The sequence below is a fragment of the Novosphingobium sp. MD-1 genome, from assembly GCF_001014975.1.
Lineage (GTDB): Bacteria > Pseudomonadota > Alphaproteobacteria > Sphingomonadales > Sphingomonadaceae > Novosphingobium.
On record NZ_BBXA01000033.1, the window covers coordinates 306,257 to 330,802 of the forward strand.

Below are 24,546 nucleotides of genomic sequence, written 5' to 3' on the forward strand. Positions count from 1 at the left end.
GAGCCTTCCCTTCCATGCAAGATGTGAGAAGGCGCGTGCAACGTATGGCGCGCTACAACATTGATGCAGGACAAATTGCCCGGATTTGCGCATCATACCTTGGTCTTGCGCGGTTCCTGCCGATTTTTGCGCTCCGTCAATGTCGGTGATTCGCAACCGGTGCATCAGGCTCCCACGCCACGGTTCGGATTTCGGCCTGCGAGGGGCAGGCAACCGCGGCACAGGACTGCAAGGTATGAAGAAGGTACTCGCGGCCGCGCTGTGCGCCGCCATGCTCACTCCGCTGGCCGCCACCCCCGCCATGGCCGGCTCGCCGGACGGCAAGCTCCAGGTCAAGCTGCTTGGCACAGGCGTACTGCCCGACGGCAAGATCACCAAGGTAGAGCTGGACCCGCTCGGGCTCACCACCGGTGCCAACACCAAGGCCAACGACAACGTCGTGCCGACGCTCGCGGTCGAGTATTTCTTCTCGCCCAACGTCTCGGTCGAAACGATCTGCTGCTTCACCCAGCACCACGTCAGCGGCACCGGCACGCTTGCCGCCGCGACCGATATCGTCGGCCATGTGCTGATCCTGCCGGCCACGCTCACGGCGAAGTATCACCTGCCGCTGCCCGGCGGCATCAAGCCCTATGTCGGCGTCGGTCCCTCGGTGTTCTTCTACATCGACGAGAAGCCGGGCGCGAGCATCGTACCGCTGGGCGTGACCAAGGTGAACATGTCGAACAAGCTGGGCGTCGCGCTCCAGGCCGGTGTGGACATCCCGGTCAACAAGAACGGGCTCGGCGTCAGCCTCGATGCCAAGAAGTACTTCATGGACACCACCGCGCATTTCTATGCCGGGTCCACCGAAGTGTTGCGGACCAAGCACTCGCTTGATCCCTGGGTGATCAGCGCGGGGCTGAGCTACCGCTTCTGATCCAGGGCTTCCCGTCCGGCCGCTGCCCCGCAACCCACGCGCGGGGCAGACCGGAAGGGCGGCGGGCGGGTCGAACAGGGGTTCTGGGATCGCCTCGGTTCGGCCCGCTCGTCACTTCCGAAATACGCCGCTGGGCAGCGCGCGCCGTGCGGCGAACCGATTATCCCGCGAGCGCGAGCAATGCTCCGCGATTGACGATCTCCACCTCGCGCCGCGATGGCAGTTCGATCACGCCATCGTTCTTGAGCTTGGTGAACTGACGGCTCACCGTCTCGATCGTCAGCCCCAGCACATCGGCCACCTGCTGGCGCGAAAACGGCAGGCTGAAGCGCCTGGCCGGGCCGAAGCTCGGCTGGCAGCCCGTTTCGGCGAGCCGCTCCGACATTTCCAGCAGGAACGTCGCGATCTTTTCGGGTGCGGTCTTGCGCCCCAGCAGCATCATCCAGGACCGCGTGCGGTCCAGTTCGGACAGCGTGCGCTCCAGCAGCTTATGCTCCAGTTCGGGATGCTCGCGCGCGAAGCGGTCGAAATCGTTGCGCGCGAATACGCAGACGCGCGCGTCCGTCAGCGCGACGACGCTGGCCCGGCTGGTCTGGCCGAATGGGCGGCCGATGAAATCGGACGGATAAGCCACGCCCACGATCTGCTCGCGGCCGTCCTCTGTGCTGGTGACCAGCTTGAGAACGCCATCGATGACGTTGGCGACAAGGAGGGAATCGTCATCCTCCCAGATCAGCGGCTCCCCCGCCGACACGGAACGACGCCGCCCCATCGAATTAAGAGCGGTGATTTCCTTATTGTCCAGCCCCGAGCAGATGGCCCGATTGCGGACGACGCAGGTTTCACACGAAGACATGACGGCCCGCCTATCATCTTCCCCCAACCACGACAATCACACTTGCGTCGTATTTGACGGTTGCGCAACCCCCTGATTGCTAAGGGAGACCGCGCTTGGGCGAATACCCGTCGTTCTATTTTCGGATATGCGAACCAGTCAGTTCCGGGCCACAAAAAAGAAGGGCGGCCTCACGACCGCCCGAGTTGGGGAGAAATCACGGAAGGAAACCCCAACGGGTGGCGTTGCTGCTTCCTTTCGACGCCCAAGGAATGCCCCCGATCGATTCTCCCCACCTTGACGCAAGTCAAAAACGGGCGCGCATCTGCAAAAAATATCAGGCGTTGGAAATTTTTCCGGCCGGCCCGCTCCCTTCGCGTGCCGGTCAGCTGTCCTGAAGGCAGACGAGATCGTGGTACTGGCCACGGAAGAACAGAAGAGGAGTGCCATGTTCGCGGCGCTCCATCGCCTCGACCGCGCCCACCACCAGCCAGTGATCGCCGATATCCTCGACTCGCTCCACCGCACAGTCGATCCACGCGATCGCATCGTCCAGCAGCGGCTGGCCCGACGGCGTGTGGCCGTGCGCGAGTTCGGCGAACTTGTCGTCCGCCTTTGAAGCGAAGCGGCGACAGAGGTCGAGTTGGTCGGCGCCCAGCACGTTCACGCAAAAGCGACCGATAGCCGCGATCTTCGGCCAGGTTCCCGATCGCTTGTCGGGGAAGAAGCCCACCAGCGGCGGATCGAGCGAGATCGACGTGAACGAGCCGACCACCAGCCCGCTGCGATGACCGTCCGCGTCAACGGCGGTAATCACGCAGACACCGGTAGGATAGGTGCCGAGAACGTCGCGGAAATGGCGGGGATCGATCATTGGCTCTCGTTGTCCGCAATGGCGCGCAAGGTCAAGTCAGGTCGCGTCGGCGCCGCTGACGATACCGGCCAGAACATCGCCCTCCTCGGCCTCCGGTTCGCGCTTGGCGCCCCAGTTGACCGAAGCCCACGCGCGTTCGTGGAAATAGTAGAGGAGGATCTTAGTGATAATCTCGGTGCTGGCGATGGCGCCGGCGGCCTTGGCGTTGCTGGTGAAGAACCAGCTCAGCAGGAAGGTATCGATGCTGCCGAGCGCGCGCCAGCTGATGCCCTTGATGAGTGAGCGCGAGTGTGTCTCGTGGCCCCTGAACAGTATCATGCCATCTCCCGGGTGGCGGGTGTGCGACACCGGCCCCTAGCCGCGCCGCCGCGGGGTGAATAGCGCGAAATCGTTCGCCACGGGATAGCCGGGCTTTAGAGTCCCTGGCCCTAAGGAGAGAATCCCAGGGCGCGTGGACAAATCGAATGACAGATTGCGCCAGTTGCGGACGTAACAGCACCTAGGTCGCAGACGAGCCCCTCTCGCAAGCTGCCAACGCGTCACGAGCAAGCTTGTCTAGCCATTCGTTGTCGGATGGCTCAGTCCAGGGCAGAAGCGCATCTGCCAACGCCGGATCCGCGATCAGTTCGGCGGCCTCGAAGACGGCCATGCACGCCTGCTCGTTAGACAGCGCTTCCAAAGCGAATGGGATTGCCAGAACCGGGTCTCGCCTGGCCAAACCCAGCAGCGCCTCCGCTCTTACCACATCGTTTTCGTCACGAAGAGCCGCAAGCAGCGCATCCTGGATCACGGGCGTGTCCACTTCCTCCGATGCAAGGAGCATCGTAGCCCAATCCCGGTTCGAAAGGTCCCGATCCTGCGTCAGCGAGATAAGCCGCCCCAGATTGGCATCAGCAAAGGCGGAGCCTGACAGCGGCACTTCCTCAGCGATTATTGCTTTCAGGAAATCGGAAGCAGGTTCGTATCGCTCGTTCATAGAACTCGGCATAACACCGCAGGCGAACCGCAGCTAACCAACCCTTCTCGGTCGCCCCAATTGCTCCTGAATTTATCCAAGCCGCCTAGGCCCGGTCAAAATAGGCCACGCAGCGCACCTCGATGCTGGAGCGGGTCTGCGCATCGGGCAGGCTGGCATCGTGGAAGGCAGTGTGCGGGCAGCGCCAGGTCACGGAATGGTCGCTGTCCTGGAACTTGAACAGCAGCACGTCATCGGCTGCCATGTTGGAGAAATACCACCAGCGATGGCGCGGCCGGTAGCGGAAGATCGTGGCTGCGATCATGTCCTCCTCGCCCTCCACCGGCGCGGTCAGCGCATCGCCGGTCGGGAATTCATCGACCACGAACAGCGTGTTGGAGGCGGTTTCCTCGTCGCGCACCGTGCGCCCGTCGCATACCGCCAGCGGCCAGTCCTGCGGCCCCGGCGAAAACGTGCGCCATAGCGAGAAGCAGATGTAGCGGGCATAGGGCGGCGCATCGGGGAACGCCTGGCCGTGAATCCGCGCCGCCGCGCGACGGCCGGTAATCTCGTTGTAGTCGACATGCGCTTCGCCCGCCGGGGGCTGGATGCCGCCGGCGTGCTGGTAATTCTCGACCTTCTCCTTGGCCCGCGCGCTGAGATCGGCCGATGTGCGGATCATCCACCCTTGCGCCGCCACGCGGTCTGCCCCGCACATCCGCGCGACGAGTTGCTCCACCTCGCGCAGATAGCCCGCGTCCACCGCCGCCTTGTCGTGGAAATCGGTGATGGCGGAGCGATGCCGGCCGATCATGAAACCGTGACGGTCCAGCGTGAAGTGATCGCGGATCGGCATCCCGTCGCGCACCACCATCGCGTGGTCCACATAATCGCCGGTATTGATCTCCGCGCCACGGCTCACATAGCGGCGCGTTACATAGTCGCCCTCGGCCAGATAGCGGATGAGGGCAGGCGCCGCGCGAGCACCGGCTTCGATCGCATCGGCCTCGATCGGCTCCACCGTGCTACCCATCGTCCGGCTCTTCCCTTCCCATATATTGTTAGCTGACCGAATTACACGTATGTGTAATTCCTGTCCAGGAATTTACGCGCCTTTGCGCATACCCTGGCCCCGGGCCACGAGCGCCGCAAATTCCCGCTCCAGGGCATCCGTGTTGTGGCGCAGATCGTGTTTCGTTGCCGCCAGCTGGCGCGCACGGCCTGAAAAATGCCCGTGGAAGCCGGGATCGTCGAAAAGCGCGACAATCTTCTCGATGATCTGTTCCAGAAACCGGTCGCTGGGCAGCTCAGTGAAAGGCGGCTGGTAACAAGCCTCCGGGAACGCGATGCGCAAGCCGCCTTCGCCCAGCATTTCCGGCGGCCCGCCTCGGTTGCTGACGATCGCCGGAATGCCGTTGAGCATGGCTTCCACGATCACCCGGCCCGCGCTTTCCCACCACAGCGTGGGCATCAGCAGGCAGCGCGCGCGGCCATAGACGGGCCGCATGTCCGCCGTGTTCGGGGTGACCACCACGTTCGACAGACTGTCGCGCGGCTCGCCGAACGCGGCTGTCACCATCTGGACGATGTCTTCCCATTTGCCCCGCGACTCCACCACCTCGAAGACGATGTCCGGCCGGCGGCGTTCCAGCAGCATGGCCATGCGGCAGACAACCGCGGCCCCTTTATCCAGGGTGGGGTTGACGAACAGGACCCGCTCCGGCCGGGGCGCCGGCGCGACGACGGCAGCGGGATCGATGAACACGCCCACCGAGTGCGCCTCGTAGCCTTCGCGCTCGCGGTAGAGCGCGGCGTTGGCCTCGCTGACGGTCAGCAGCAGATCGACATCCCGACACCAGCGCGTGCCGTGGTATTGCGCATTGCCGAGATAGGCGGCCACGCCCGCGCCGGCACGGTGCGCGTCGATCGCGGTCAGCATCTCCAGCGTCTGGCCGCCATAGAAGAACACGATGTCCGGCCCGAACGCGTCCAGACGGCCCAGCAGCGCCTCGTGCCAGTCGCCTTCCTCGCGCGATGTCAGCAGCGGGCGCGCGGTCTCCCCCGTCACGTAGAGCCGATGCCGGAGCGGGCCATCGTCCACGTTCACCCACTGCCCCGCCCGTGCGCGCACCTCGTCCCAGGAATCGGCGATGCGCGAGACGCCCGCCGGGTGATCGAAAACGGTGGCCCCCAGAATATCGACTTCGTGCCCCCGATGGACGAGTTGCATCAGCATTTCGCGGATCGCGATCGCCGCGCCGCTCGACGTATCGAGCAGGCTGAACACGCTGGCCCAGAGGATCTTCATCTTCGGCACCGGCATTTCCGACAAAGGCCCGCTCCCCCGTGGCCGCTCCGTGGTTGCGGTGCGGCATCAGGGCGGGGTTATAGCGGACAACAAGCCGCGCGTCAGTGCCGCAAGCGCCGAACCTCAGGCCAGGAAGCGATCGAGCCTTTGGCGGACGATGTTTTCGGCATCGTGGATGATGCGGTCGATCAGGTCCTGGCAGGTCGGCACATCGTGGATCAGGCCCTGGACCATACCGGCCCAGAACACACCTTTGGTCAGGTCGCCGGTCTGGAGAAGCTCCTTGCCGGCCACGCCCGAAACCAGTTCGCGCACATCCTCGAATACCGCATCGGGCTGCGACAGGCGCCGCACCACTTCTTCCGATACCGCGCTGCGCCCCACGCGCGCGGTGTTCTTGAAGTTGCGGAAGATCAGGAAGCTGCCGCGTTCGTCGTTGTCGATATAGGCCTGCTTCACGTTGGCGTGGATCGGCGCTTCCTGCGTCGCGCAGAACCGCGTGCCCATGTTGATCCCTTCCGCGCCCAGGCTCAGCGCCGCGACCAGCCCGCGCCCGTCACCGAACCCGCCCGAGGCGAGCAGCGGAATCTTCACCTTGTCCGCCGCCGCCGGGATCAGGATCAGGCCGGGGATGTCGTCCTCGCCGGGGTGGCCAGCGCATTCGAAGCCGTCGATCGAGACGATGTCGCACCCCGCCTTCTCCGCCGAAAGCGCGTGGCGCACCGCCGTGCACTTGTGCAGGATCGTCACGCCGTGCGGCTTGAGCATTTCCCAGATCTCGCGCACCGCCTGCGTGCCCGCCGTTTCCACGATCTTCACGCCGCCATCGATGATCGCCTGCGCATAGGCCTTGTAGTCGGGCGAATTGACCGTCGGGAAGATCGTCATGTTCACGCCGAACGGCTTGTCCGTCATCGCCCGGGTCCGCTCGATCTCCTCGCGCAGCTTGTCCGGCGTCGGCTGGGTCAGCGCGGTGATGATGCCAAGCCCGCCCGCGTTCGAGACCGCGCTCGCCAGTTCGGCATAGCCCACGTTCATCATCCCGCCCTGCACGATGGGATGCTCGATCCCCAGCATCTCGGTAATGCGCGTCTTGAAAGCCATTGTTCGTCCTCTCCCGTGTTCGTCAGTAGCTGCGCGGCAGCCCCAGCACATGCTCGGCAAGATAGCTGAGGATCAGGTTGGTGCTGATCGGCGCCACGGTATAGAGCCGCGCCTCGCGGAACTTGCGTTCGACGTCGTATTCCTCGGCAAAGCCGAAGCCGCCGAAGGTCTGCACGCACATGTCGGCGGCCGCCCAGCTTGCCTCGCTTGCCAGCAGCTTGGCCATGTTCGCCTCCGCGCCTGGATTGCCGCCGCTGTCGTAGACCTGCGCCGCATGGTGGACCATCAGCTCGGCCGCGCGCATCTGGGCATAGGCGCGCGCGATCGGGAACTGGATGCCCTGGTTCTGCCCGATCGCCCGGCCGAAGACCTTGCGCTCCCGGGCGTAGTCGCTGGCGCGCGCGATGAACCACTTGGCATCGCCAACGCATTCCGAGGCGATCAGGATGCGTTCGGCGTTCATCCCCGAAAGGATGTAGCGGAAGCCCTGCCCTTCCTCTCCGATCAGCGCCGAGGCCGGGATGCGCATGTCGTCGAAGAACACCTCGGTCGTCGAATGGTTCATCATCGTGCGGATCGGCTTGATCGTCATGCCCTTGCCCACCGCTTCGCGCATGTCGACCAGGAAGATCGAAAGCCCTTCGGTCCGCTTGGCCACCGCATCGCGCGGCGTGGTCCGGGCCAGCAGCAGCATGAGGTCCGAATATTCGGCGCGGCTGGTCCAGATCTTCTGGCCGTTGACCACGTAGTGATCGCCATCCCGCACCGCCACCGTGCGCAGCGAGAGCGTGTCCGTGCCGCTGGTCGGTTCCGAGACGCCGAACGCCTGCAACCGCAATTCCCCGCTGGCGATGCCGGGCAGGTAGCGCTGCTTCTGTTCCGCGCTGCCATAGCGCAGCAGGGTATTCATGATGTACATCTGCGCGTGGGCGGACGCCCCGTTGCAGCCCGATGCCTGGATTTCCTCCATGATCACCGCGGCCGCATCGAGCTTCAGGCCCGAACCGCCGTATTCCGGCGGGATCAGCGCCGCCAGGAACCCGGACCGCGTCAGCGCGTCCACGAACTCCGCCGGATAGGCGCGGTCGCGGTCCTTGTCCCGCCAGTATTCGCCCGGAAAATCCGCGCACAGCGCCTGCACCGCGCGGCGGATTTCCGCCATGTCCTCGTTTTCGGTCATGCTTGCGCCATCGTCCTTACGCGGGAATCTGGTTGAACGGCACGCCCTTGTCCGGGCGATGGTCCTGCGGCAGGCCCAGGATGCGTTCGGCGATGGTGTTGAGCAGCATCTCGTCCGCGCCACCGGCGATCCGCCCGGTAGGGGCGTTGAGCCAGCTCGCCGTCCAGTTCTCCTTCTGCGAGGCATGCGGATCGAACGCGAGGCCAGCGTTGCCCTGCAGGTCGATCGCCAGTTCCGACAGCTTCTGCCGGCTGCGCACCGCCACCAGCTTGTTCAGCGAGCCTTCCGGCCCCGGTTCCATCCCCGCCTGCATCATCAGCATCGCGCGCGTGGTGATCGATTCCAGCCCCGCGCGCATCGCGTGGTTGCGCGCGATCTGCGACCGGATGCGGCCGTCCGCGATCGCCGGGCGGCCGTTGACTTCCACGTCCCGCGCCAGATCCACGAACAGGTCAAGATGCGGGCCGAAGCCGCCGCTGTCGGTCGCCACGTAGCGCTCGATCATCAGCGTCGCCATCGCCACCGCGAAGCCGCCGCCCACCGGGCTCATCCGCTGGCTATCCTCCAGCCGCACGTCGTCGAAGAACACCTCGTTGACGTGGCTGTCCCCGCCCGCCAGCTTGATCGGACGGACATCGACGCCGGGCGCCTTCATGTCCACCCAGTAATAGGTCAGCCCCTTGTGCTTGGGCACAGTGGGATCGGTCCGCGCCACGATCACGCCATAGTCGCAATACTGCGCCCAGCTGGTCCACACCTTCTGCCCGTTGAGCTTCCAGCCGTTGCCGTCCACTTCGGCGCGGGTGCGCAGGCCAGCCAGATCCGATCCGCCCGCCGGTTCGGAGAACAGCTGGCACCAGATTTCCTCACCGCGCAGCGCCTTGAGCACCCGTTCCTTGACGAAGGCCTTGTCCTCGCAGAAGCGCATCAGGATCGGCACCGGCATCCCCAGCGAAATGCCGAAGTAGGCCGTGGGCATCCCGAAGCCCATCTCCTCGGTATCGAAGATCACTTTCTCGATGTGGGTCAGACCCTGCCCGCCCATCTCCGTGGGCCAGTTGATCCCGGCAAAGCCCGCGTCGAACCGCGCGGCCAGATAGCGCCGGCCCAGCGCCAGATCCTGCTCCACGTCCAGCCCGCGCCGGGCCTCGCGCCCGAACTCGCCCGCCACCGATTGCAGCCACGTGCGCGCGCGGGCGCGGAAGGCTTCGTAATCGCTCATGCCGCTTCTCCCGTCAGGTGATCGACCAGCAGGTCTTCCCAGAACAGCAGGTTGCCCTGCTCGATCGCCAGGCTGCGCGCGCGGCGCATGTGCAGGTGCAGCCCCTGCTCCCAGGTCACGCCGATCCCGCCGTGGATCTGCACGCAATCGCGCGCGGCGGTGTCATAGGCCTCGGTCGCGGAAATCCGCGCATCCGCCGCCGCGATGAGGAAGTTGGCTGTCCCATTGGGCGTCCCGTCAGCAGCATCCGCCAGCGCCGCCGCGTGGATGCAGTTGGCCCTCGCGATCTCGACCAGCCCGTACAGCTCGGCGATGCGGTGCTTGACCGACTGGAACGCGCCGATCGGCTGGCCGAAGGCCTTGCGCGTCACGGCATAATCGCGCGCGATCGTCAGCAGAGCCTCAGCCCCGCCGGTCTGCTCGTGCGCCGTCACCACCGCCATCCGCGCCAGCACGTCAAGCGCCAGAGCGCGCGCCGCCTCGCCCCGCGCCAGCAGCGTGGCCGGCGCCTCGGCAAAGGCGAGGTCGGCATAGAGGCGGCTGTTGTCGAAGCCATCCACCGGATTGCGCGTGGCACCTGAGAGTTCGACGAGCACCAGCGCCGGCTCACCCTCGTTCATGGCCCAGACCACCGCGATGTCCGCGGCAAGCCCGGCCACCACACCTTCCTTGACGCCCGTCAGCCGACCGGCCGCGAAGACCGTGGTCGGGCGTAGCGGCAGCGGCGCATTGCCTTCCGCGAAGGCCACCGTCGCCGTCGCCTCGCCACTCGCCAGCCGGGGGAGCCATGCTGCCTGCACCTCGGCCGATCCAGCCTCGGCCAGCACCCGCGCCGCGCCATAGCCCACCGTCAGGAACGGCGCGCCCGCGATTACCCCGCCTGTCGCCTGCGCCACCAGCCCCAGCTCGATCAGGCCCAGACCAAGCCCGCCATGCTCCTCCGCGATCGCCAGCGCCGTCCAGCCCTGCTCCACCGCCGTATCCCGGAACACCGCGTCGCAAGCGCCCACCTGCTCCAGCAAGCCCAGCAAGCGCCCCTTGTCCGACCGCGCCTCCAGAACGCGCCGGCACTCCGTCGCAATCGCCTGCTGTCCCTCGTCAAGAAGGATCGACATTTCACGCACCCCTTTTCCCGCGGCGTTCGGCCAAGATCCAGCGCGCGCCGCCACCCTCTTTTAATCGATCAGTTAAACTACACAGGAACAGGCATCAGGCAAGGGCAAAGGTGCCCTCACCGCGTGGCCAAGGCGCCCCGGACACATTCGAGGAAATGGTGCGAAACGGTGGAAAGCGGCCGGTCTTCGAGATGCGCGGCAATCACATCAAAGCGCATCGCTTCGTTCAACGGGCGATAATCCATGGCTTCGCTGGCGCAGGCCCGGGCGGTGAATTCGTCCATGATCGCCACGCCCAGCCCGCGTTCGACCAGGGCCGCCGCCACGAAATAGGTCTTCGTCTGGATCACCGGGGCGCCGTCATCCGCGGTGGGCTGCCGACGGCTCAGCAACCTGCCGATGGTGCCGTCGTTGAGCAGTTCGATCACGCGCAGGTGGCGGACGTCCTCCAGCGCGATCCGCTCCGGAGGATCGGGAATATCCCGCCGGCGGAACAACAACACGATCTGGCCGGTCCCGAGCATGACGGGCGCCAGCCGGGGATGGCGCGGCGCGTCATAGCCGATCACGATATCGCTGGTGCGGGCCTGCAGCGCCTCGACCAGCTCCTCGCTGTGCAGCGTCCGCAAATCGATCGAAACGCCAGGATGCCGCGCGGCGAACGCGGCCACCGCATCGGGAACCACCTCCAGCCCCAGCGAATGGATCATCGCCACGCGCAGCCGGCCTTGCTCGATCCGGCGCAGGTTGCGCGCGGATTCGCGCAGCATGTCGACGCTGTGCCGCACCGCGCTGGCATCCGAGAACAGTTCGTGCGCCTCGTCGGTCGGCACCAGCCGCCCCTTGACCACGCGGAACAGCGCGAAGCCCAGCCGCGTTTCGGCGTGGCGCAGAACCTTGCCCACCGATGGCTGCGACACGCCCAGCAATCGCGCCGCGCCACTGAGCGAGCCGGTCTGATAGACGGCGTGGAACACTTCGATATGCCGCAGGCTGATCATGCGGCGACCTTATGGGCACGTCCGCGCCTGGCAAGCCCGATCCTCAGGGTCAGGACCCATTACTGGCGCGGTCGAGGTTTGAGGCAAAATGGCCCGGCGCAAGGAGGAGGGGCGCAGGAATATGTCGATATTTCAAGCCGCTCCGACGCAGCGCTGGGCCATTTTGGTCAAATCCCTGCGGGACGTCCAAATGGCTTCCATCTCGAACCGAAAGGCGCTTGCAAAGGCAACCAGCCTTCGCGGCGCGCCTTTCGGCCCGATATGTTCGCCATTTGGACGCCTCGACCGCGCCAGTAATGGGTCCTGACCCTAGACAACACCGCCCCAGAAACCCGGCTGCGGCGGTACGACAACACCATCGTCCAGCACGCGCAACCCGCCCGACCGGTCCTCGAGCAGCCACCACGGGCCATCGACATCGACGAAATCGGCACGTGCGGCGATCCGCAGCGCCGGCGCTATGCCGAGCGAGGTCGCCAGCATGCAGCCGACCATCACGCCCAAGCCTGCGGCCCGCGCCGCGTCGTACAGCGCCAGCGCCTCGGTCAGTCCGCCAGTCTTGTCGAGCTTGATGTTCACGAACCGGTAAAGCCCGCGCAACCGAGGGATATCGGCAGCGACGTGGCAGGATTCGTCGGCACAGATCGGCACCTGCGCCGTGAAGCCTGCCAACGCGCCATCCTGCCCGGCCGGCAACGGCTGTTCCAGTAGCGCAATGCCCAGTTCCGCCAGCACCGGCTGCATCGCCACCAGCAGCGGCATCGTCCAGGCTTCGTTGGCATCGACGATCAGCGTCGTGTCCGGCAGGCTGCACCGCACCGCGCGCAGGCAGGTTTCCGGATCGGCGGCATCGACCTTGACCTTGACCAGCCGCGCCCGCGCCAGCTTGTGCGCCGCCCGCGCCATCGCTTCGGGCCGGTCGATCGAGACGGTTTGCGCGCTGGTGAGAGGCGGCAGTACGGGCGCGGTGTTTCGGGCATGGCGTGCCTCCAGATCCCACAGCGCGGCATCGATCGCATTGCGCGCGCTGCCGGGCGGCATCAGCGTGCGCAGCGCCGCGCGGTCGCAACCGGCCTGCAGCGCCGGTATCGCGGCTTCAATCTGCATACGCACGGATTCCGGCGTCTCGCCGTAGCGGGCGGACGGCGTGCCCTCGCCCCGCCCGACAACGCCCGGCCCGGCCACGCTCCCTTCGCCGATCGTGACGACCACCACCGCGATGTCCGTGCGCGTGCCCCGCGCTATCCGGAACGGCGCGCGCAAGGGCCAGCATTCGACGCGAATATCTACGCTGCGCAACATGCCAGCAGCCAATCCACGATCCGATCCACACCCATCGCCACCGGGTCCTGGCACGGAAGACCCAGTTCATCCTCCACGCGCCGGCAGTATGCCTGCGCTTCCTGCGCTGGCAGCGCCGACGTGTTGACCGCGACGCCCACCGCGATCACATCCGGGCTGGTCAGGCGCGCGGCTTCCAGGTTGCGCGCCAGGCATTCGACCAGCACCGGCACCGGATAGTCCCCAGCATGGCGGATCGTCTCGCGCCCGGCCTCGTGGCACAGCACCAGCGCCCTCGCCTGCGCGCCGTGCAGCAGGCCCAGCGAAACGCCGGCATAGGAGGGATGGAACAGCGACCCCTGCCCCTCGATAAGGTCCCAGCCGCCATCGTGGCGTTCGGGCGAAAGCCATTCGGCGGCCCCGGCGATGAAGTCGGCGATCACCGCATCGATCGGCACGCCCGATCCGGCGATCAGGATGCCGGTCTGCCCCGTGGCGCGGAAATCGGCCGCAACACCCCGACCGCGCAGTTCGCGCTCGATCGCCAGCGTGGAATACATCTTGCCGACCGCACAGTCGGTGCCCACCGTCAGCAGCCGGTTCCCCGCCCGCTTGCGCCCGGTGCCGAGCGGCAGCGAAGCGGGCGGTTCGCGCACGTCGAACAGCGAAAGCCCGGCGGTTTCCGCCGCGGCCCGTATCGCCGGATTGCCAGCAAGGCGCGCGTGCAGGCCCGAAGCGACATGCAGCCCGGCGCGCAGGGCTTCCAGGCAGAAGGCCACCGTTCCCGCGTCCATCACCCCGCCGGCATTGGCATAGCCCAGCACCGCCGTCCGCGCGCCGGCTGCCACGGCTTCGGCAAGGCTCATCCGGGGCAGGCCCACCGTGACCGGGCAGCCCGGTTCGGCCATTTCGGCAATCGCCATGCCGGGACGCCAGAACGCGATGCCACGCGCCGTCTTGGCGGCCAGCGGATCGGTAACCGCGCCAAGATAGACCAGATAGGGGCCGGGTATCATGCTGTTTCCTCGCTTCGCTGCGCCGCCGGTTTCGCGGGTTGTGGCGCCATCGCCAAGCCCAAAGAGGGGCACCCTCTATAACCTGGAGTTATAGGACGTATGCGACGTGGCACGCCCCTTCATGGCGGTGTAAGACCGTCGCGACCAAAGGAAAGGAACCGCCTTGCGCCGTCCCCTGATGCCACATCATCGCGAAAGCCATCTCGTCGCCCGGATCGGCTGGCTGCGCGCGGCCGTGCTGGGCGCCAACGACGGCATCGTCTCCACCGCCAGCCTGATCATTGGCGTGGCGGCATCGGGCGCTTCACGCTCCTCGCTGCTGGTTTCGGGAATCGCCGGGCTGGTCGCCGGGGCGATGTCGATGGCCGCTGGCGAATATGTTTCTGTCAGTTCCCAGTCCGACACCGAACGCGCCGACCTGGATCGCGAACGGCAGGAACTGGCGACCCAGCCCGAAGCCGAACTCGATGAACTGGCCGGCTTCTATGTCGAACGCGGGGTGGAACCCGATCTGGCGCGCAGCGTCGCCGCGCAGATGATGGCGCGCGATGCCCTGGGCGCCCATGCCCGCGACGAACTGCACATCACCGAACTGACGACCGCGCGCCCGGTCACGGCTGCCTTCACCTCTGCGGCGACCTTCACCGCCGGAGCGCTGCTGCCGGTTATCCTTGCTGCGGTTCTGCCCGCAGGCGTGACCGTGGCGGGCGAAGCGGTGGGGTCGATCCTGTTCCTCGCCCTGCTCGGCTGGATCGGTGCGCGGGCGGGCGGGGCCAGCCCGGCGCGGCCGGTCTTGCGCGTGGTGTTCTGGGGGGCGCTGGCCATGGCCATTACCGCCGGGATCGGCCGACTGGTGGGCGCGAGCGTCTGACCCGTTGATGGCGGCGGCGTCTTCCCTCATTGGCCTGCTTGCCGCGGTTGCCGCCGGGCTGCTGGTGGGGATCGAACGCGGCTTCAGCCAGCGCGCAGAAGGCGAAGGCAACCGGGTCGCGGGGTTCCGCACGTTCGGGCTTATCGGTCTGCTGGGCGGCATCGCGGGATTGCTGGGCGATGGCCTGGCTGCGGTCATCGGCCTCGGCACGCTGGCGGTCCTTGTCGTCGGCTATGTCCGCACCATGCGCGAAAACCGGCTGTCCGCCACGACGACGATCGCGGCGATGCTGACATTCGGCGTTGGGCTGGTCGCGGTGCGTATTTCGCCGACCGTGGCGCTCGGCGCGGCGGCGGCAATGTTCGCGATCCTAAGTGGCCGGCAATCGATGCATGCGCTGCTCAGGGGCCTGAACGCCGAGGAGGTGGAGGCGGCCGCCCGCTTCGTACTGGTCGCGCTGGTCGTGCTGCCCTTGCTTCCGGATGCCGCCTATGGCCCCTACCAGGCGTGGAACCCGCGCCGTATCTGGCTGGTCGTGGTCTTCGTGACCGGCCTGTCGTTCGCGGGTTATGTCGTGACGCGGCGCTACGGGACCAATCGCGGCATCCTGTTCGTCGCGCTGACCGGGGCCATCGTCTCGTCGACGGCGGTGACGGCGGAATATGCGCGCCGTTTGCGTTCCGAACCCGAAGCGCGCGGGGCCCTGACCGCCGGAATCGCGCTGGCTTCCATCGTCATGTTCGTGCGCGTGCAACTGCTGGTGCTGGCTCTCGTGCCGCGTGCCCTACCCTCGCTTGCGGTAGCCATGGCGCCCGCCACGCTCGTTGCCGGGCTGCTGGCGCTGATCGCCTGGCGCGGACAGGAAACGCGAACCGGGGAAGTAACGCTGGGCAATCCGCTCAGCTTTACCCCCGCTCTGCTGCTGGCGGGGCTGGTCGCCGTGCTGTCGCTGGCGGCGCGTTGGGCGCTGTCCCGCTTCGGCAGCAGCGGCATCGCGGTGGTGTTGGGACTGATCGGCGTGTCCGACGTGGACGCGGCCGTGCTGACGCTCGCCAACCTTCCCGCCGACGCGCTGGACGGGCGCACCGCCGGTCTTGTCCTTTCCGCCCCGATCCTGGCCAATACCGCGGTCAAGGCCGGCATGACCGCGGTAATCGGCTGGCGTGCCGGCGGCGTGCGCGCCGCCTTGCCGCTCGCCACTTCGCTGGTGGCATCGGGTGCGGCGCTGGCCTTCTGGGCGCTGCTTTAGACGTTCGTCCCCACTCCATCATCGGCGATGGACAAATCCCCCTCAAAGTTGGAACATAAAGAGAACAATTATGTGATTCGGAGTATGACTGGCAACGTCTTTCCACTGGGCCGGCCCCTGCCCCTGTCCCTGCGGCCCGATGCAAGGGAACGGGTTTCCGCACGGATGCCGCCGCTCGATGCGGGTGGGCTGCATGAAATCCACGCCGCGCCGGAAGACTGGGCGGCGGCCATGGCCTTCGCCCTGTTTTCCACGATCCGCCGGGACAGCGAACAAGACAGGCATGAGGTAGGCAGGCACGGGGCGGGCAGGCAGGGGGCGGGCAGGCAGGGGGCGAGCAGGCACGGGCAGGCGATCTTCCTGATCGGCGGCCCCGGCCCCGCGGCTTTTCCCGTCCTGCCTTGCGCGGAAGGGCTAGCGGCCCTGGGCCTTGCGCCAGAGCAGTTGGTAATCGTGCGGACGGCCAGCGAGCTGGACCTGCTGCGTGCGGGGCTGGAAGCGGCCCGCTGCCCTGGCGTCGGCACGGTCCTGCTGCAAACGCAGGGCCGGCTGGCGCGCTACGACCTCACCACCAGCCGGCGCCTGGCGCTGGCGGCGGAACAGGATGGCAAGGGAGTGATCGTGCTGCGCGGCGATGCTCCGCCCCGCCCCAGCGCGGCCCGCACCCGCTGGGCCATCATCAGCGCGCCTTCCACGGCGCTGGAAGCGAACGCGCCGGGCTGGCCGGCCATCGAAGCGGAACTGTTGCGCCAGCGCGGCGGCATGGGCGGCCTGCGCTGGCGGCTGGAATGGAATGCGGATCATGGAACCTTCCGGGAAGCGGAGCGCGCCCTCCATCACGGACCGGCGCTGTCTGGCACTGTGGTTCCCGTACCTGGCGTGCGAGCGGGCGCGGGAAGCGGCGGCTTCGTCCCTCCCCGCGCCGCCTGAGCCGTTCGCGCTGGTCATGCGCACGGGCAACGCCCTGCGCCTGGCGCAGGTGGACAGCCATGCCCGCAAGGCCGGTCTTTCCGCCGGGATGATGCTGGCGGACGCACGGGCGCGCTGCCCCGCGCTGGCGACGCTGCCGTGCGATCCCGCCGCCGAGCGGCAGGCGCTGGATCACCTGGCCCGGGCCATGCTGCGCTTCACCCCGGTCGTCACGCCCGATCCGCCCGACGGGCTGATCCTCGACGTGACCGGCTGCGCGCACCTGTTCGGCGGAGAGGAAGCGCTCGCCCGCCGCGTCCTTGCCGCCACGCGGGCCACCACCCGCCACGCTTTCGCCGGCAACGCCATGGCCGCGCGCGCGCTGGCCCGGCATGGCGCGGACGGGAACCGGGGCGACATCCACGCCCTGCCCGTCAGCGCGCTCGACCTGCCCGATGATGCCCTGACCGCGCTGCGCCGCGCGGGGCTGCGCACGATCGGCGATCTGGCCCGACGGCCACAGGCGGGGCTGGCGGCGCGCTTCGGCGAAAGCGCGGTCATGCGTCTGCGGCAGCTGTTGGGCGAAACGGCCAGCCCCGTCGCCCCGCGCCTGCCCCCCGTCCCGGTCCGGGCCGAGGCCCGCTTCGCCGAGCCGCTGATCCGCACCGACGATGCGCTGGAGGTGATCGAGGACCTGCTGCGGCAGGCGGCGCAGCAGATGGAGCAGCGGCACGCGGGCGGGCGCCGGTTCGCGGTCACGCTGGAGCGCAGCGACGGCGCGCGACGGCAACTCGCGATCGATACCGGCAACCCGGTGCGCGATCCCGCCACGGTGCTGCGCCTGATGCGCGAACGCATCGATACGCTGGCCGATCCGCTCGATCCCGGTTTCGGCTTCGACGCGATCCTGCTCGATGTCCCCCGCGTGGAACCGCTTGCCCCCCGGCAGGATGCGCTGGAAGGCGGGCGCGCAGCGGCCGATGATACGCTCGATGCCCTGATCGACCGGCTCAGCGTGCGGCTGGGCGCGGACCGGGTCACGCGCCTGCATCCCGCCGACACGCATATTCCCGAAGCCGCGCAACGCCTGCGTCCCGCCATCGAGAACACGGTATCGGCCCCGGTTTCGACATGGCCCCTCGCTTCAGGAAGGGACGTGGCGCTCCGCCCCCTCACCCTGTTCGATCCGCCCCAGCCGGTCGCCGTGATCGCCGGCGTGCCGGACGGACCGCCGCAGCGCTTCCGCTGGCGGCGCAAGGTCCACGAGGTGCGGCTGGCGGAAGGCCCAGAACGGATCGCGCCCGAATGGTGGCGGCGGCAGGATGGGCACCTCGGCAAGCTGGGCGGCCTCACCCGCGATTATTACCGGATCGAGGATAGCGAAGGCCGGCGCTACTGGATGTTTCGCCACGGCCTGTTCGACGAAAAAAGCGATCCGCGCTGGTTCCTGCACGGCCTGTTCGCATGACCGTGCCGTCCTTTTTCGTCGAACCGGTCGCGGCCAGCAATTTCAGCTTCCTGCGCGGCGCCTCATCGGCCGAAGCCATGGTGGGGCAGGCGCACGCGCTCGGCATGGCCGGCATCGGCATCGCCGACCGCAATACCGTAGCCGGCGTGGTCCGCGCCCATCGCGCGTGGAAGCAGGTCGGCGGGCCGGGCGGCGGCTTTCGCCTGATCGTCGGTGCGCGGCTGGTCTTTGCCGATGGCACGCCCGACGTGGTCGCCTATCCCACGACACGGCACGGCTGGGGCCGGCTGACCCGCCTGCTGACGGTCGGCAACCGCCGCGCCGAAAAGGGATCGTGCCACCTGACCCTGGCCGATCTTGTGGACCATTGCGAGGATATGGCGCTGATCGCGATGGACGGCGATGCCGCGCTGCTGCGCACGCTGCGCCAAGCCACCCCGCATCTGTGGCTGGCGGTCACCATGCCGCGCGCCGGGCGCGACGCGCGGCTGCTGGCGCGGCGGCTGGCGCTGGCCACGCAAACCGGCGTTCCACCGATCGCCAGCAACGATGCGCTTTACGCCACGGCGGACACGCGGCCACTGCACGACGTGCTGACCTGCATCCGCGAGGGGCGGACCTTGCAAACCGCCGGACGCCTGCTGGCCGCCAACGGCGAACGGCATCTGAAGCCCCCGGCGGAAATGGCCCGTCTGTTCCAGGCTTGTCCGCAAGCGCTGGCGGCGACGCGCGACCTGTTCGGTTGCATCGCCTTCACGCTGAACGACTTGCGCTACGAATACCCGCACGAACCCGTTCCCCAAGGCTGGGAACCGCAGGCCTGGCTGGAACATCTGGTCCACGAAGCGGCCATGCGGAAATTCCCCGATGGCCTGCCCGAGGCTTACCGCCGGACGCTGGACGAGGAATTCCGCCTGATCCGCGAGCGCACCTATGCCTATTACTTCCTGACCGTGCATGACGTGGTGCGCCATGCGCGCAGCCTCGATCCGCCGATCCTGTGCCAGGGGCGCGGCAGCGCGGCCAATTCGCTGGTCTGCTATCTGCTGGGCGTGACGCCGATCGATCCGGTGCAAGAAAAGCTGCTGTTCTCGCGCTTCCTGTCCGAGAACCGCAACGAACCGCCCGACATCGACGTCGATTTCGAGCACGAGCGGCGCGAGGAAGTGATCCAGTACATCTACGAACGCTACGGCCGCGAGCGCGCCGGCATCGCCGCCACGGTGATCCACTATCGCCAGCGCAGCGCGATCCGCGAGGTCGGCAAGGCGCTGGGGCTGACCGAGGATGTGACCGCGCGGCTCTCGGGCACAATCTGGGGAAGCTGGGGCGGCGAGGAACTGCCCGAGGCGCGGCTGGGCGAAGCCGGCTTCGATGCCGCCAATCCCGAACTCGCCCGCCTGCGCGATCTGGTCGGCCAGATCCTCCAGTTCCCGCGCCACCTGTCGCAGCACGTCGGCGGTTTCGTGCTGACCCAGGGCCGGCTCGACGAACTGGTGCCGATCCACAATGCGGCGATGCCGGATCGCACCTTCATCGAATGGGACAAGGACGACATCGACGAACTGCAGATCATGAAGGTCGATGTCCTCGCGCTCGGCATGCTCACCTGCATCCGCAAGAGCTTCGACCTGATGCGCCAGTGGCAGCTGGGCGATCACCGGCTGGATACCGTGCCGCAGGACGATGGGGCAACCTATGCCATGCTCCAGAAGGGAGACAGCATCGGCACTTTCCAGGTCGAAAGCCGCGCGCAGATCGCCATGCTGCCCCGGATGAGACCGGCCACCCTCTATGACCTTGTCATCCAGGTCGCCATCGTGCGGCCGGGTCCGATCCAGGGCGGCATGGTCCATCCCTATCTGCGGCGGCGCAACGGCGAGGAGGCCGTCGTCTTCCCCGGCCCGCCAGGCGAGTTGCGCGACGTGCTGGGCAAGACGCTGGGCGTGCCGCTGTTCCAGGAACAGGCGATGAAGCTCGCTATCGTCGCCGCCGGGTTCTCCCCGGCCGAAGCCGACGGCCTACGCCGCGCCATGGCCACGTTCCGCCGCAACGGCACGATCCACAACTACGAGGAGAAGCTGGTCGAAGGCATGGTCAGGCGCGGCTACGAACGCGATTTCGCCGAACGCTGCTTCGAACAGATCAAGGGCTTCGGCGACTATGGCTTTCCCGAAAGCCACGCGCAGGCCTTCGCCTCGCTCGCCTATGTCTCCGCCTGGCTGAAATGCCACTATCCGGCGGTCTTCGCCTGCGCGCTGCTCAACAGCCAGCCGATGGGCTTCTATGCCCCCGCGCAGATCGTGCGCGATGCGCGAGAACACGGCGTCACCGTCCATCCGATCGACGTGGGTGCGAGCGCGTGGGACAATACGCTGGAAGGCGCGCGGGTGCTGCGGCTGGGCCTGCGCCAGATCGACGGTTTCCGGCAGGACTGGGCAGAAGCAATCGCCCGCGTGCGCGGCGACGCGCCCTTCGTCTCGATCGAGACGCTGGCCCACCGCGCCGATCTGCCGCCCCGCGCGCTGCATCTGCTGGCCGATGCCGATGCGCTCGGTTCGCTGGGCCATGGCCGGCGCGAGGCGGGGTGGGAAGTGCGCCGGATGCCGCCGGTGCAGCTGCCACTGTTTGCCGCGATGGACGCGCCCGAACTGGGCCGCGAACGCGACCCCGCCCTGCCCGCGCTGCCGCTTTCGGAAGAAGTGGCGGCCGATTACCAGACGCACCGCCTGTCGCTGAAAGGCCACCCCATGCAGTTCCTGCGCGCGCGCTTTGCCCGGCGGGGCGTGCTTTCCTGCGCCGATGTCAACGCCGCGAAGGACGGCGCGCGCGTGCGCTGCGCCGGCGCGGTGCTGGTCCGCCAGCGGCCGGGCAAGGGCAACGCGGTGTTCATCACGCTTGAGGACGAGACGGGAATCGTCAACGCGCTGCTGTGGGCGCGCGATTTCGAGAAGCAGCGCCGCGCCGTCATGGCCGCGCGGCTGATGGTGATCGCGGGCGAAATCCAGCGCAGCAAGGAAGGCGTCGTGCATCTGATGGCCAGCCGGGTGACCGACGTGACCGCCATGCTCGCCCATCTGTCCGAAACGCAGGCCGTGCTTGGCCCGCCTTCCCGCGCCGACGAGGCCATCCGGCCCACCATGCCCAATCCGCCCGGCGCCGCCCGCCGGCACCCGCGCAATGTCCGCATTCTGCCGCGTTCGCGTGATTTTCATTGAAAGGGCGCTTTTCTTCCGCCGCGCCTCCAAGCTAGACCGACCGGCGATGACCACGCCCGCGCAACGCCTCAGTCCGGTCTATACCGGGATGCCCGTCACCATCTTCGAACATATGTCCGGCCTTGCCCGCGAACAGGGCGCGATCAATCTGGGCCAGGGCTTTCCGGACGATACGCCGCCGCCCGAACTGGTCGAGGCCGTCGTCCGCGCCACGCGCGAACGTTCGCACCAGTATCCGCCGATGGCCGGCCTCGCCGAACTGCGCGATGCCGTGGCCGGCTTCTATGCCCGTGCCCAAGGGCTGCCCCTTGCGCGAGACAACGTGATCGTCACCTCCGGCGCGACCGAAGCCGTAGCCGCCGCGATCCTGGCCGTGGTCAGCCCCGGCGACGAGGTGATCCTGTTCGCCCCGGCTTACGACGCCTATGCGCCACTGGTGCGCCGCGCCGGCGGGATACCGGTGTTCGTACCGCTGCGCCCGCCGCACTGGCGCTATTCCCACAACGCCATCTCCGCCGCGATCACGCCGCGCACCCGCGCGCTCGTTCTCAACGATCCGCTGAACCCCACCGGCACGATCGCGTCCGACGCGGAACTTGCCGTGCTGGCGGAGCTGTGCGTGGCGCACGACCTGATCGCGATCTGCGACGAAGTCTGGGAGAACGTGCGGTTCGACGGAAAGCCGCACCGTTCGCTGCTGGCCCTGCCCGGCATGGCGGAGCGCACGATCAAGATCGGATCGGCCGGCAAGATCTTCGGCGCCACCGGCTGGAAAGTCGGCTGGATGGTCGCCGCGCCGGCCATGGCCACCGTGCTGGGCCGCGCGCACCAGTTCCTGACCTTCACCACACCGCCGATGCTCCAGTGGGCGCTGGCCGACGCACTGGCCGATCCCGCCATCGCCGCCGGACGGCAGGCCAGCTGGGCCGCCTCGCGCGCCGTGCTGATCGACGGCCTGCGCCGTGAAGGCTTCGCGGTGCTCGACAACGCGGCGACATGGTTCGCCTGCATCGACCTTGCGGCCTCGGGCATCGCGCTCGACGATCGCGCGTTCAGCGAGCGCGCGGTGCGCGAGGCGGGCGTCGCCTCGATCCCGCTCTCCGCGCTGTGGGAAGGCCCCGACGGCCCCACGTCGATCCTGCGCCTGTGCCACTGCAAGCCGGCGGCGATGCTGGAAGAAGCCGTCCTCCGTCTCGCCCGCTGGCGCGAGAGCCTCTAAACCGCGTTCTTTCACAGGGCGCGCATTGCGCCGCTGGACGACATGGGCCACCAGCGCCTATCTCCCGGTCCATGGCCGAACCTATTGTTTTCAACCGCCGTGACCTGCTCATGGGACAAGGCGCGCTTGCGCTTGCCGCTACGCTGGCCCCGCTGTTCCCCGCCTGGGCGCGCGGCGCGCACGGCGGCCATCATGGTATGGCAACCGGCCCCGACGCAACGGCCGGCATCGGTGCCGCACTCAGCGGCGATCGGATCGCGCTGACGATCGGGGAAAGCCGGTTCTCGGTGGGAAAGCGATCAGCCGCCGCCGTCAGCATCAACGGCTCCATTCCCGGTCCGCTGATCCGCCTGCGCGAAGGGCAGACCGTGCGGATCGACGTGACCAACCGGTTGCGGGAGCAATCCTCGATCCACTGGCACGGGCTGCTCGTGCCGTTCCAGATGGACGGCGTGCCCGGCCTCAGCTTCCCCGGCATCGATCCGGGCGAGACGTTCGCCTATGAATTTCCCGTCCGGCAGGCCGGCACCTACTGGTATCACAGCCATTCGGGCATGCAGGAAGCGATCGGCCTCTACGGCCCGATCGTAATCGATCCCGCCACGTCTTCCGGCGTGGCATACGATCGCGAATACGTGCTGATGCTGGCCGACTGGAGCCCGCTCCATCCGCACGCGATCATGCGCCAGTTGAAGGCGATGAGCGGCACGTTCAACATGCGCAAGCAGACGCTGTCCGGCCTGCTGGCGGGGCGCGACCAAAGCGCGAAGGACCGGTTCGCCTGGGCCGGGATGCGCATGGACCCGACCGACATTTCCGACGTGACCGGCAGCACCTACAGCTACCTCGTCAACGGGCATGACAGCGCGGCGAACTGGACCGCGCTCTATGCCCCCGGCGAACGGGTGCGCCTGCGCGTGATCAACGCATCCGCCATGACCAACTTCAACTTGCGCATTCCCGGCCTGGCGATGACCGTGATCGCCGCCGACGGACTGGATGTTCAGCCGGTGGAAACCGATGAAATACAGATCGCTATCGCCGAAACCTACGACGTGATCGTCACGCCCGCAGGCGCCGCCCCGCATGCGATCGTGGCTGAGGCGCTGGACCGCAGCGGACAGGTGCGCGCCACGCTGGCCACCCAGCCGGGGATGGTGGCGCCGATCCCGCCGATCCGCTCCCGCCCGGTCCTCACCATGCGCGATATGGGCATGGATATGAAGGGCATGGGCGAAATGCACCATTCGATGGCCATGCGCGATGGCGCCAACGCGCCGTCGGTGAAGATGGGGCCGGGCGTCGCCATGATCGCGCCGATGCCGGTGGACCGGCTGGCCGACCGCCCCACCGGCCTGGAGGACGTGGACCACCGCGTCCTCACGTATGCCGACTTGCGCGCGCGCGATGCCAACCCGGATAAGCGCACGCCCACGCGAGAGATCGACGTCCACCTGACCGCCAACATGGAACGCTACATGTGGTCGATCGACGGCCAGACGATCTCGGGCGGCGCGAAGCCCATCCCGTTCCGGCTGGGCGAGCGGGTGCGCGTTACCCTGATCAACGACACGATGATGCCGCACCCGATCCACCTGCACGGCCACTTCTTCGAACTCGTCACCGGCGATCCGGGGCATCGCCCGCGCAAGCATACGGTCAACGTCCTGCCGGGCGGCAAGGTCGCGTTCGATCTCACCGCCGATGCCGAGGGCGACTGGGCGTTCCACTGCCACATGCTGCTGCACATGCACGCGGGGATGATGCGCGTCGTCACCGTGCGCCGCGAAGGGGAGGCGTGA

At 67.6% G+C, this 24,546-nt stretch carries 21 protein-coding genes; 8 read left to right on the plus strand and 13 right to left on the minus strand.

Annotated elements, in window-relative coordinates; genetic code table 11:
* Positions 1–235: 235 nt before the first annotated feature.
* The gene (locus NMD1_RS19085; RefSeq protein WP_124808480.1) at positions 236–919 is read left to right on the plus strand and encodes an OmpW family protein; all 684 of its coding nucleotides are present in this window, start codon (positions 236–238) and stop codon (positions 917–919) included.
* Positions 920–1,079: 160 nt separating this feature from the next.
* On the opposite strand, the gene NMD1_RS19090 is transcribed toward NMD1_RS19085, so the two are convergent.
* The 13 genes from NMD1_RS19090 to dgcN form a co-directional block, all read right to left on the minus strand.
* Entirely contained in the window at positions 1,080–1,775 is a 696-nt protein-coding gene (locus NMD1_RS19090) for a Crp/Fnr family transcriptional regulator (protein WP_124808479.1), read from the minus strand.
* A 364-nt stretch (positions 1,776–2,139) separates the two neighbouring features.
* Entirely contained in the window at positions 2,140–2,628 is a 489-nt protein-coding gene (locus tag NMD1_RS19095) for a flavin reductase family protein (RefSeq protein ID WP_125956529.1), read from the minus strand.
* Between the two features lie 36 nt (positions 2,629–2,664).
* Positions 2,665–2,946, minus strand: coding sequence for a DUF2061 domain-containing protein (locus tag NMD1_RS19100; protein ID WP_124808477.1), 282 nt, complete (start codon positions 2,944–2,946; stop codon positions 2,665–2,667).
* Between the two features lie 181 nt (positions 2,947–3,127).
* The gene (locus NMD1_RS19105) at positions 3,128–3,604 is read right to left on the minus strand and encodes a lyase (protein WP_125956532.1); all 477 of its coding nucleotides are present in this window, start codon (positions 3,602–3,604) and stop codon (positions 3,128–3,130) included.
* Between the two features lie 85 nt (positions 3,605–3,689).
* Positions 3,690–4,616 (minus strand): CmcJ/NvfI family oxidoreductase, encoded by a 927-nt coding sequence (locus NMD1_RS19110; protein ID WP_125956534.1) that lies wholly within the window; start codon positions 4,614–4,616, stop codon positions 3,690–3,692.
* A gap of 72 nt (positions 4,617–4,688) precedes the next feature.
* Positions 4,689–5,891 carry a glycosyltransferase family 4 protein gene (locus NMD1_RS19115; RefSeq protein ID WP_233497858.1) on the minus strand — a complete coding sequence of 401 codons (1,203 nt, stop codon included), beginning with the start codon at positions 5,889–5,891 and terminating at the stop codon, positions 4,689–4,691.
* 123 nt (positions 5,892–6,014) lie between these two features.
* Positions 6,015–6,995, minus strand: a complete 981-nt coding sequence (locus NMD1_RS19120; protein ID WP_124808474.1) for a nitronate monooxygenase family protein — start codon at positions 6,993–6,995, stop codon at positions 6,015–6,017.
* Positions 6,996–7,017: 22 nt separating this feature from the next.
* Positions 7,018–8,175 carry an acyl-CoA dehydrogenase family protein gene (locus NMD1_RS19125; RefSeq protein WP_125956539.1) on the minus strand — a complete coding sequence of 386 codons (1,158 nt, stop codon included), beginning with the start codon at positions 8,173–8,175 and terminating at the stop codon, positions 7,018–7,020.
* Positions 8,176–8,191: 16 nt separating this feature from the next.
* Entirely contained in the window at positions 8,192–9,397 is a 1,206-nt protein-coding gene (locus NMD1_RS19130) for an acyl-CoA dehydrogenase family protein (RefSeq protein ID WP_125956541.1), read from the minus strand.
* Positions 9,394–10,512: an acyl-CoA dehydrogenase family protein gene (locus tag NMD1_RS19135; protein ID WP_125956543.1), complete on the minus strand. Its 1,119-nt coding sequence runs from the start codon at positions 10,510–10,512 to the stop codon at positions 9,394–9,396. Before NMD1_RS19135 ends, NMD1_RS19130 begins: the two co-directional genes overlap by 4 nt.
* Positions 10,513–10,628: 116 nt before the next feature.
* Positions 10,629–11,513, minus strand: coding sequence for a LysR family transcriptional regulator (locus tag NMD1_RS19140; RefSeq protein ID WP_125956545.1), 885 nt, complete (start codon positions 11,511–11,513; stop codon positions 10,629–10,631).
* Positions 11,514–11,822: 309 nt separating this feature from the next.
* On the minus strand, positions 11,823–12,815 hold the full coding sequence (gene dgcA, locus NMD1_RS19150; protein WP_125956548.1) for an N-acetyl-D-Glu racemase DgcA: 993 nt from the start codon (positions 12,813–12,815) through the stop codon (positions 11,823–11,825).
* Entirely contained in the window at positions 12,800–13,810 is a 1,011-nt protein-coding gene (dgcN, locus tag NMD1_RS19155; protein ID WP_125956550.1) for an N-acetyltransferase DgcN, read from the minus strand. Before dgcN ends, dgcA begins: the two co-directional genes overlap by 16 nt.
* A 178-nt stretch (positions 13,811–13,988) precedes the next feature.
* On the opposite strand from dgcN, the gene NMD1_RS19160 reads away from it, so the two are divergent.
* From NMD1_RS19160 to NMD1_RS19185, 7 genes are all read left to right on the plus strand, one after another.
* Positions 13,989–14,681: a VIT family protein gene (locus NMD1_RS19160; protein ID WP_199558176.1), complete on the plus strand. Its 693-nt coding sequence runs from the start codon at positions 13,989–13,991 to the stop codon at positions 14,679–14,681.
* A 7-nt stretch (positions 14,682–14,688) separates the two neighbouring features.
* Positions 14,689–15,930 (plus strand): DUF4010 domain-containing protein, encoded by a 1,242-nt coding sequence (locus tag NMD1_RS19165; protein ID WP_125956552.1) that lies wholly within the window; start codon positions 14,689–14,691, stop codon positions 15,928–15,930.
* An 84-nt stretch (positions 15,931–16,014) separates the two neighbouring features.
* Complete coding sequence (locus NMD1_RS21610) at positions 16,015–16,860, plus strand: ImuA family protein (RefSeq protein WP_233497827.1); 846 nt, start codon at positions 16,015–16,017, stop codon at positions 16,858–16,860.
* Positions 16,861–16,900: 40 nt separating this feature from the next.
* Complete coding sequence (locus NMD1_RS19170; RefSeq protein WP_375600811.1) at positions 16,901–18,307, plus strand: DNA polymerase Y family protein; 1,407 nt, start codon at positions 16,901–16,903, stop codon at positions 18,305–18,307.
* On the plus strand, positions 18,304–21,525 hold the full coding sequence (locus NMD1_RS19175; protein WP_125956557.1) for an error-prone DNA polymerase: 3,222 nt from the start codon (positions 18,304–18,306) through the stop codon (positions 21,523–21,525). Before NMD1_RS19170 ends, NMD1_RS19175 begins: the two co-directional genes overlap by 4 nt.
* 46 nt (positions 21,526–21,571) lie before the next feature.
* Positions 21,572–22,744, plus strand: a complete 1,173-nt coding sequence (locus NMD1_RS19180; RefSeq protein WP_125956559.1) for an aminotransferase — start codon at positions 21,572–21,574, stop codon at positions 22,742–22,744.
* 71 nt (positions 22,745–22,815) lie between these two features.
* Positions 22,816–24,546, plus strand: coding sequence for a copper resistance system multicopper oxidase (locus tag NMD1_RS19185; protein ID WP_125956562.1), 1,731 nt, complete (start codon positions 22,816–22,818; stop codon positions 24,544–24,546).

Excerpts from the sequence above, each read along its gene's own strand:
- NMD1_RS19165 (WP_125956552.1), top strand. The coding sequence starts at position 14,689 with ATGGCGGCGGCGTCTTCCCTCATTGGCCTGCTTGCCGCGGTTGCCGCC.
- dgcA (WP_125956548.1), bottom strand. The coding sequence starts at position 12,815 with ATGTTGCGCAGCGTAGATATTCGCGTCGAATGCTGGCCCTTGCGCGCG.
- NMD1_RS19175 (WP_125956557.1), top strand. The coding sequence starts at position 18,304 with ATGACCGTGCCGTCCTTTTTCGTCGAACCGGTCGCGGCCAGCAATTTC.
- NMD1_RS19110 (WP_125956534.1), bottom strand. The coding sequence starts at position 4,616 with ATGGGTAGCACGGTGGAGCCGATCGAGGCCGATGCGATCGAAGCCGGT.
- NMD1_RS19085 (WP_124808480.1), top strand. The coding sequence starts at position 236 with ATGAAGAAGGTACTCGCGGCCGCGCTGTGCGCCGCCATGCTCACTCCG.
- NMD1_RS19090 (WP_124808479.1), bottom strand. The coding sequence starts at position 1,775 with ATGTCTTCGTGTGAAACCTGCGTCGTCCGCAATCGGGCCATCTGCTCG.
- NMD1_RS19180 (WP_125956559.1), top strand. The coding sequence starts at position 21,572 with ATGACCACGCCCGCGCAACGCCTCAGTCCGGTCTATACCGGGATGCCC.
- NMD1_RS19095 (WP_125956529.1), bottom strand. The coding sequence starts at position 2,628 with ATGATCGATCCCCGCCATTTCCGCGACGTTCTCGGCACCTATCCTACC.
- NMD1_RS19105 (WP_125956532.1), bottom strand. The coding sequence starts at position 3,604 with ATGAACGAGCGATACGAACCTGCTTCCGATTTCCTGAAAGCAATAATC.
- NMD1_RS19115 (WP_233497858.1), bottom strand. The coding sequence starts at position 5,891 with ATGAAGATCCTCTGGGCCAGCGTGTTCAGCCTGCTCGATACGTCGAGC.
- NMD1_RS19135 (WP_125956543.1), bottom strand. The coding sequence starts at position 10,512 with ATGTCGATCCTTCTTGACGAGGGACAGCAGGCGATTGCGACGGAGTGC.
- NMD1_RS19140 (WP_125956545.1), bottom strand. The coding sequence starts at position 11,513 with ATGATCAGCCTGCGGCATATCGAAGTGTTCCACGCCGTCTATCAGACC.
- NMD1_RS19160 (WP_199558176.1), top strand. The coding sequence starts at position 13,989 with ATGCCACATCATCGCGAAAGCCATCTCGTCGCCCGGATCGGCTGGCTG.
- NMD1_RS19130 (WP_125956541.1), bottom strand. The coding sequence starts at position 9,397 with ATGAGCGATTACGAAGCCTTCCGCGCCCGCGCGCGCACGTGGCTGCAA.
- dgcN (WP_125956550.1), bottom strand. The coding sequence starts at position 13,810 with ATGATACCCGGCCCCTATCTGGTCTATCTTGGCGCGGTTACCGATCCG.
- NMD1_RS19185 (WP_125956562.1), top strand. The coding sequence starts at position 22,816 with ATGGCCGAACCTATTGTTTTCAACCGCCGTGACCTGCTCATGGGACAA.
- NMD1_RS19100 (WP_124808477.1), bottom strand. The coding sequence starts at position 2,946 with ATGATACTGTTCAGGGGCCACGAGACACACTCGCGCTCACTCATCAAG.
- NMD1_RS21610 (WP_233497827.1), top strand. The coding sequence starts at position 16,015 with ATGACTGGCAACGTCTTTCCACTGGGCCGGCCCCTGCCCCTGTCCCTG.
- NMD1_RS19120 (WP_124808474.1), bottom strand. The coding sequence starts at position 6,995 with ATGGCTTTCAAGACGCGCATTACCGAGATGCTGGGGATCGAGCATCCC.
- NMD1_RS19125 (WP_125956539.1), bottom strand. The coding sequence starts at position 8,175 with ATGACCGAAAACGAGGACATGGCGGAAATCCGCCGCGCGGTGCAGGCG.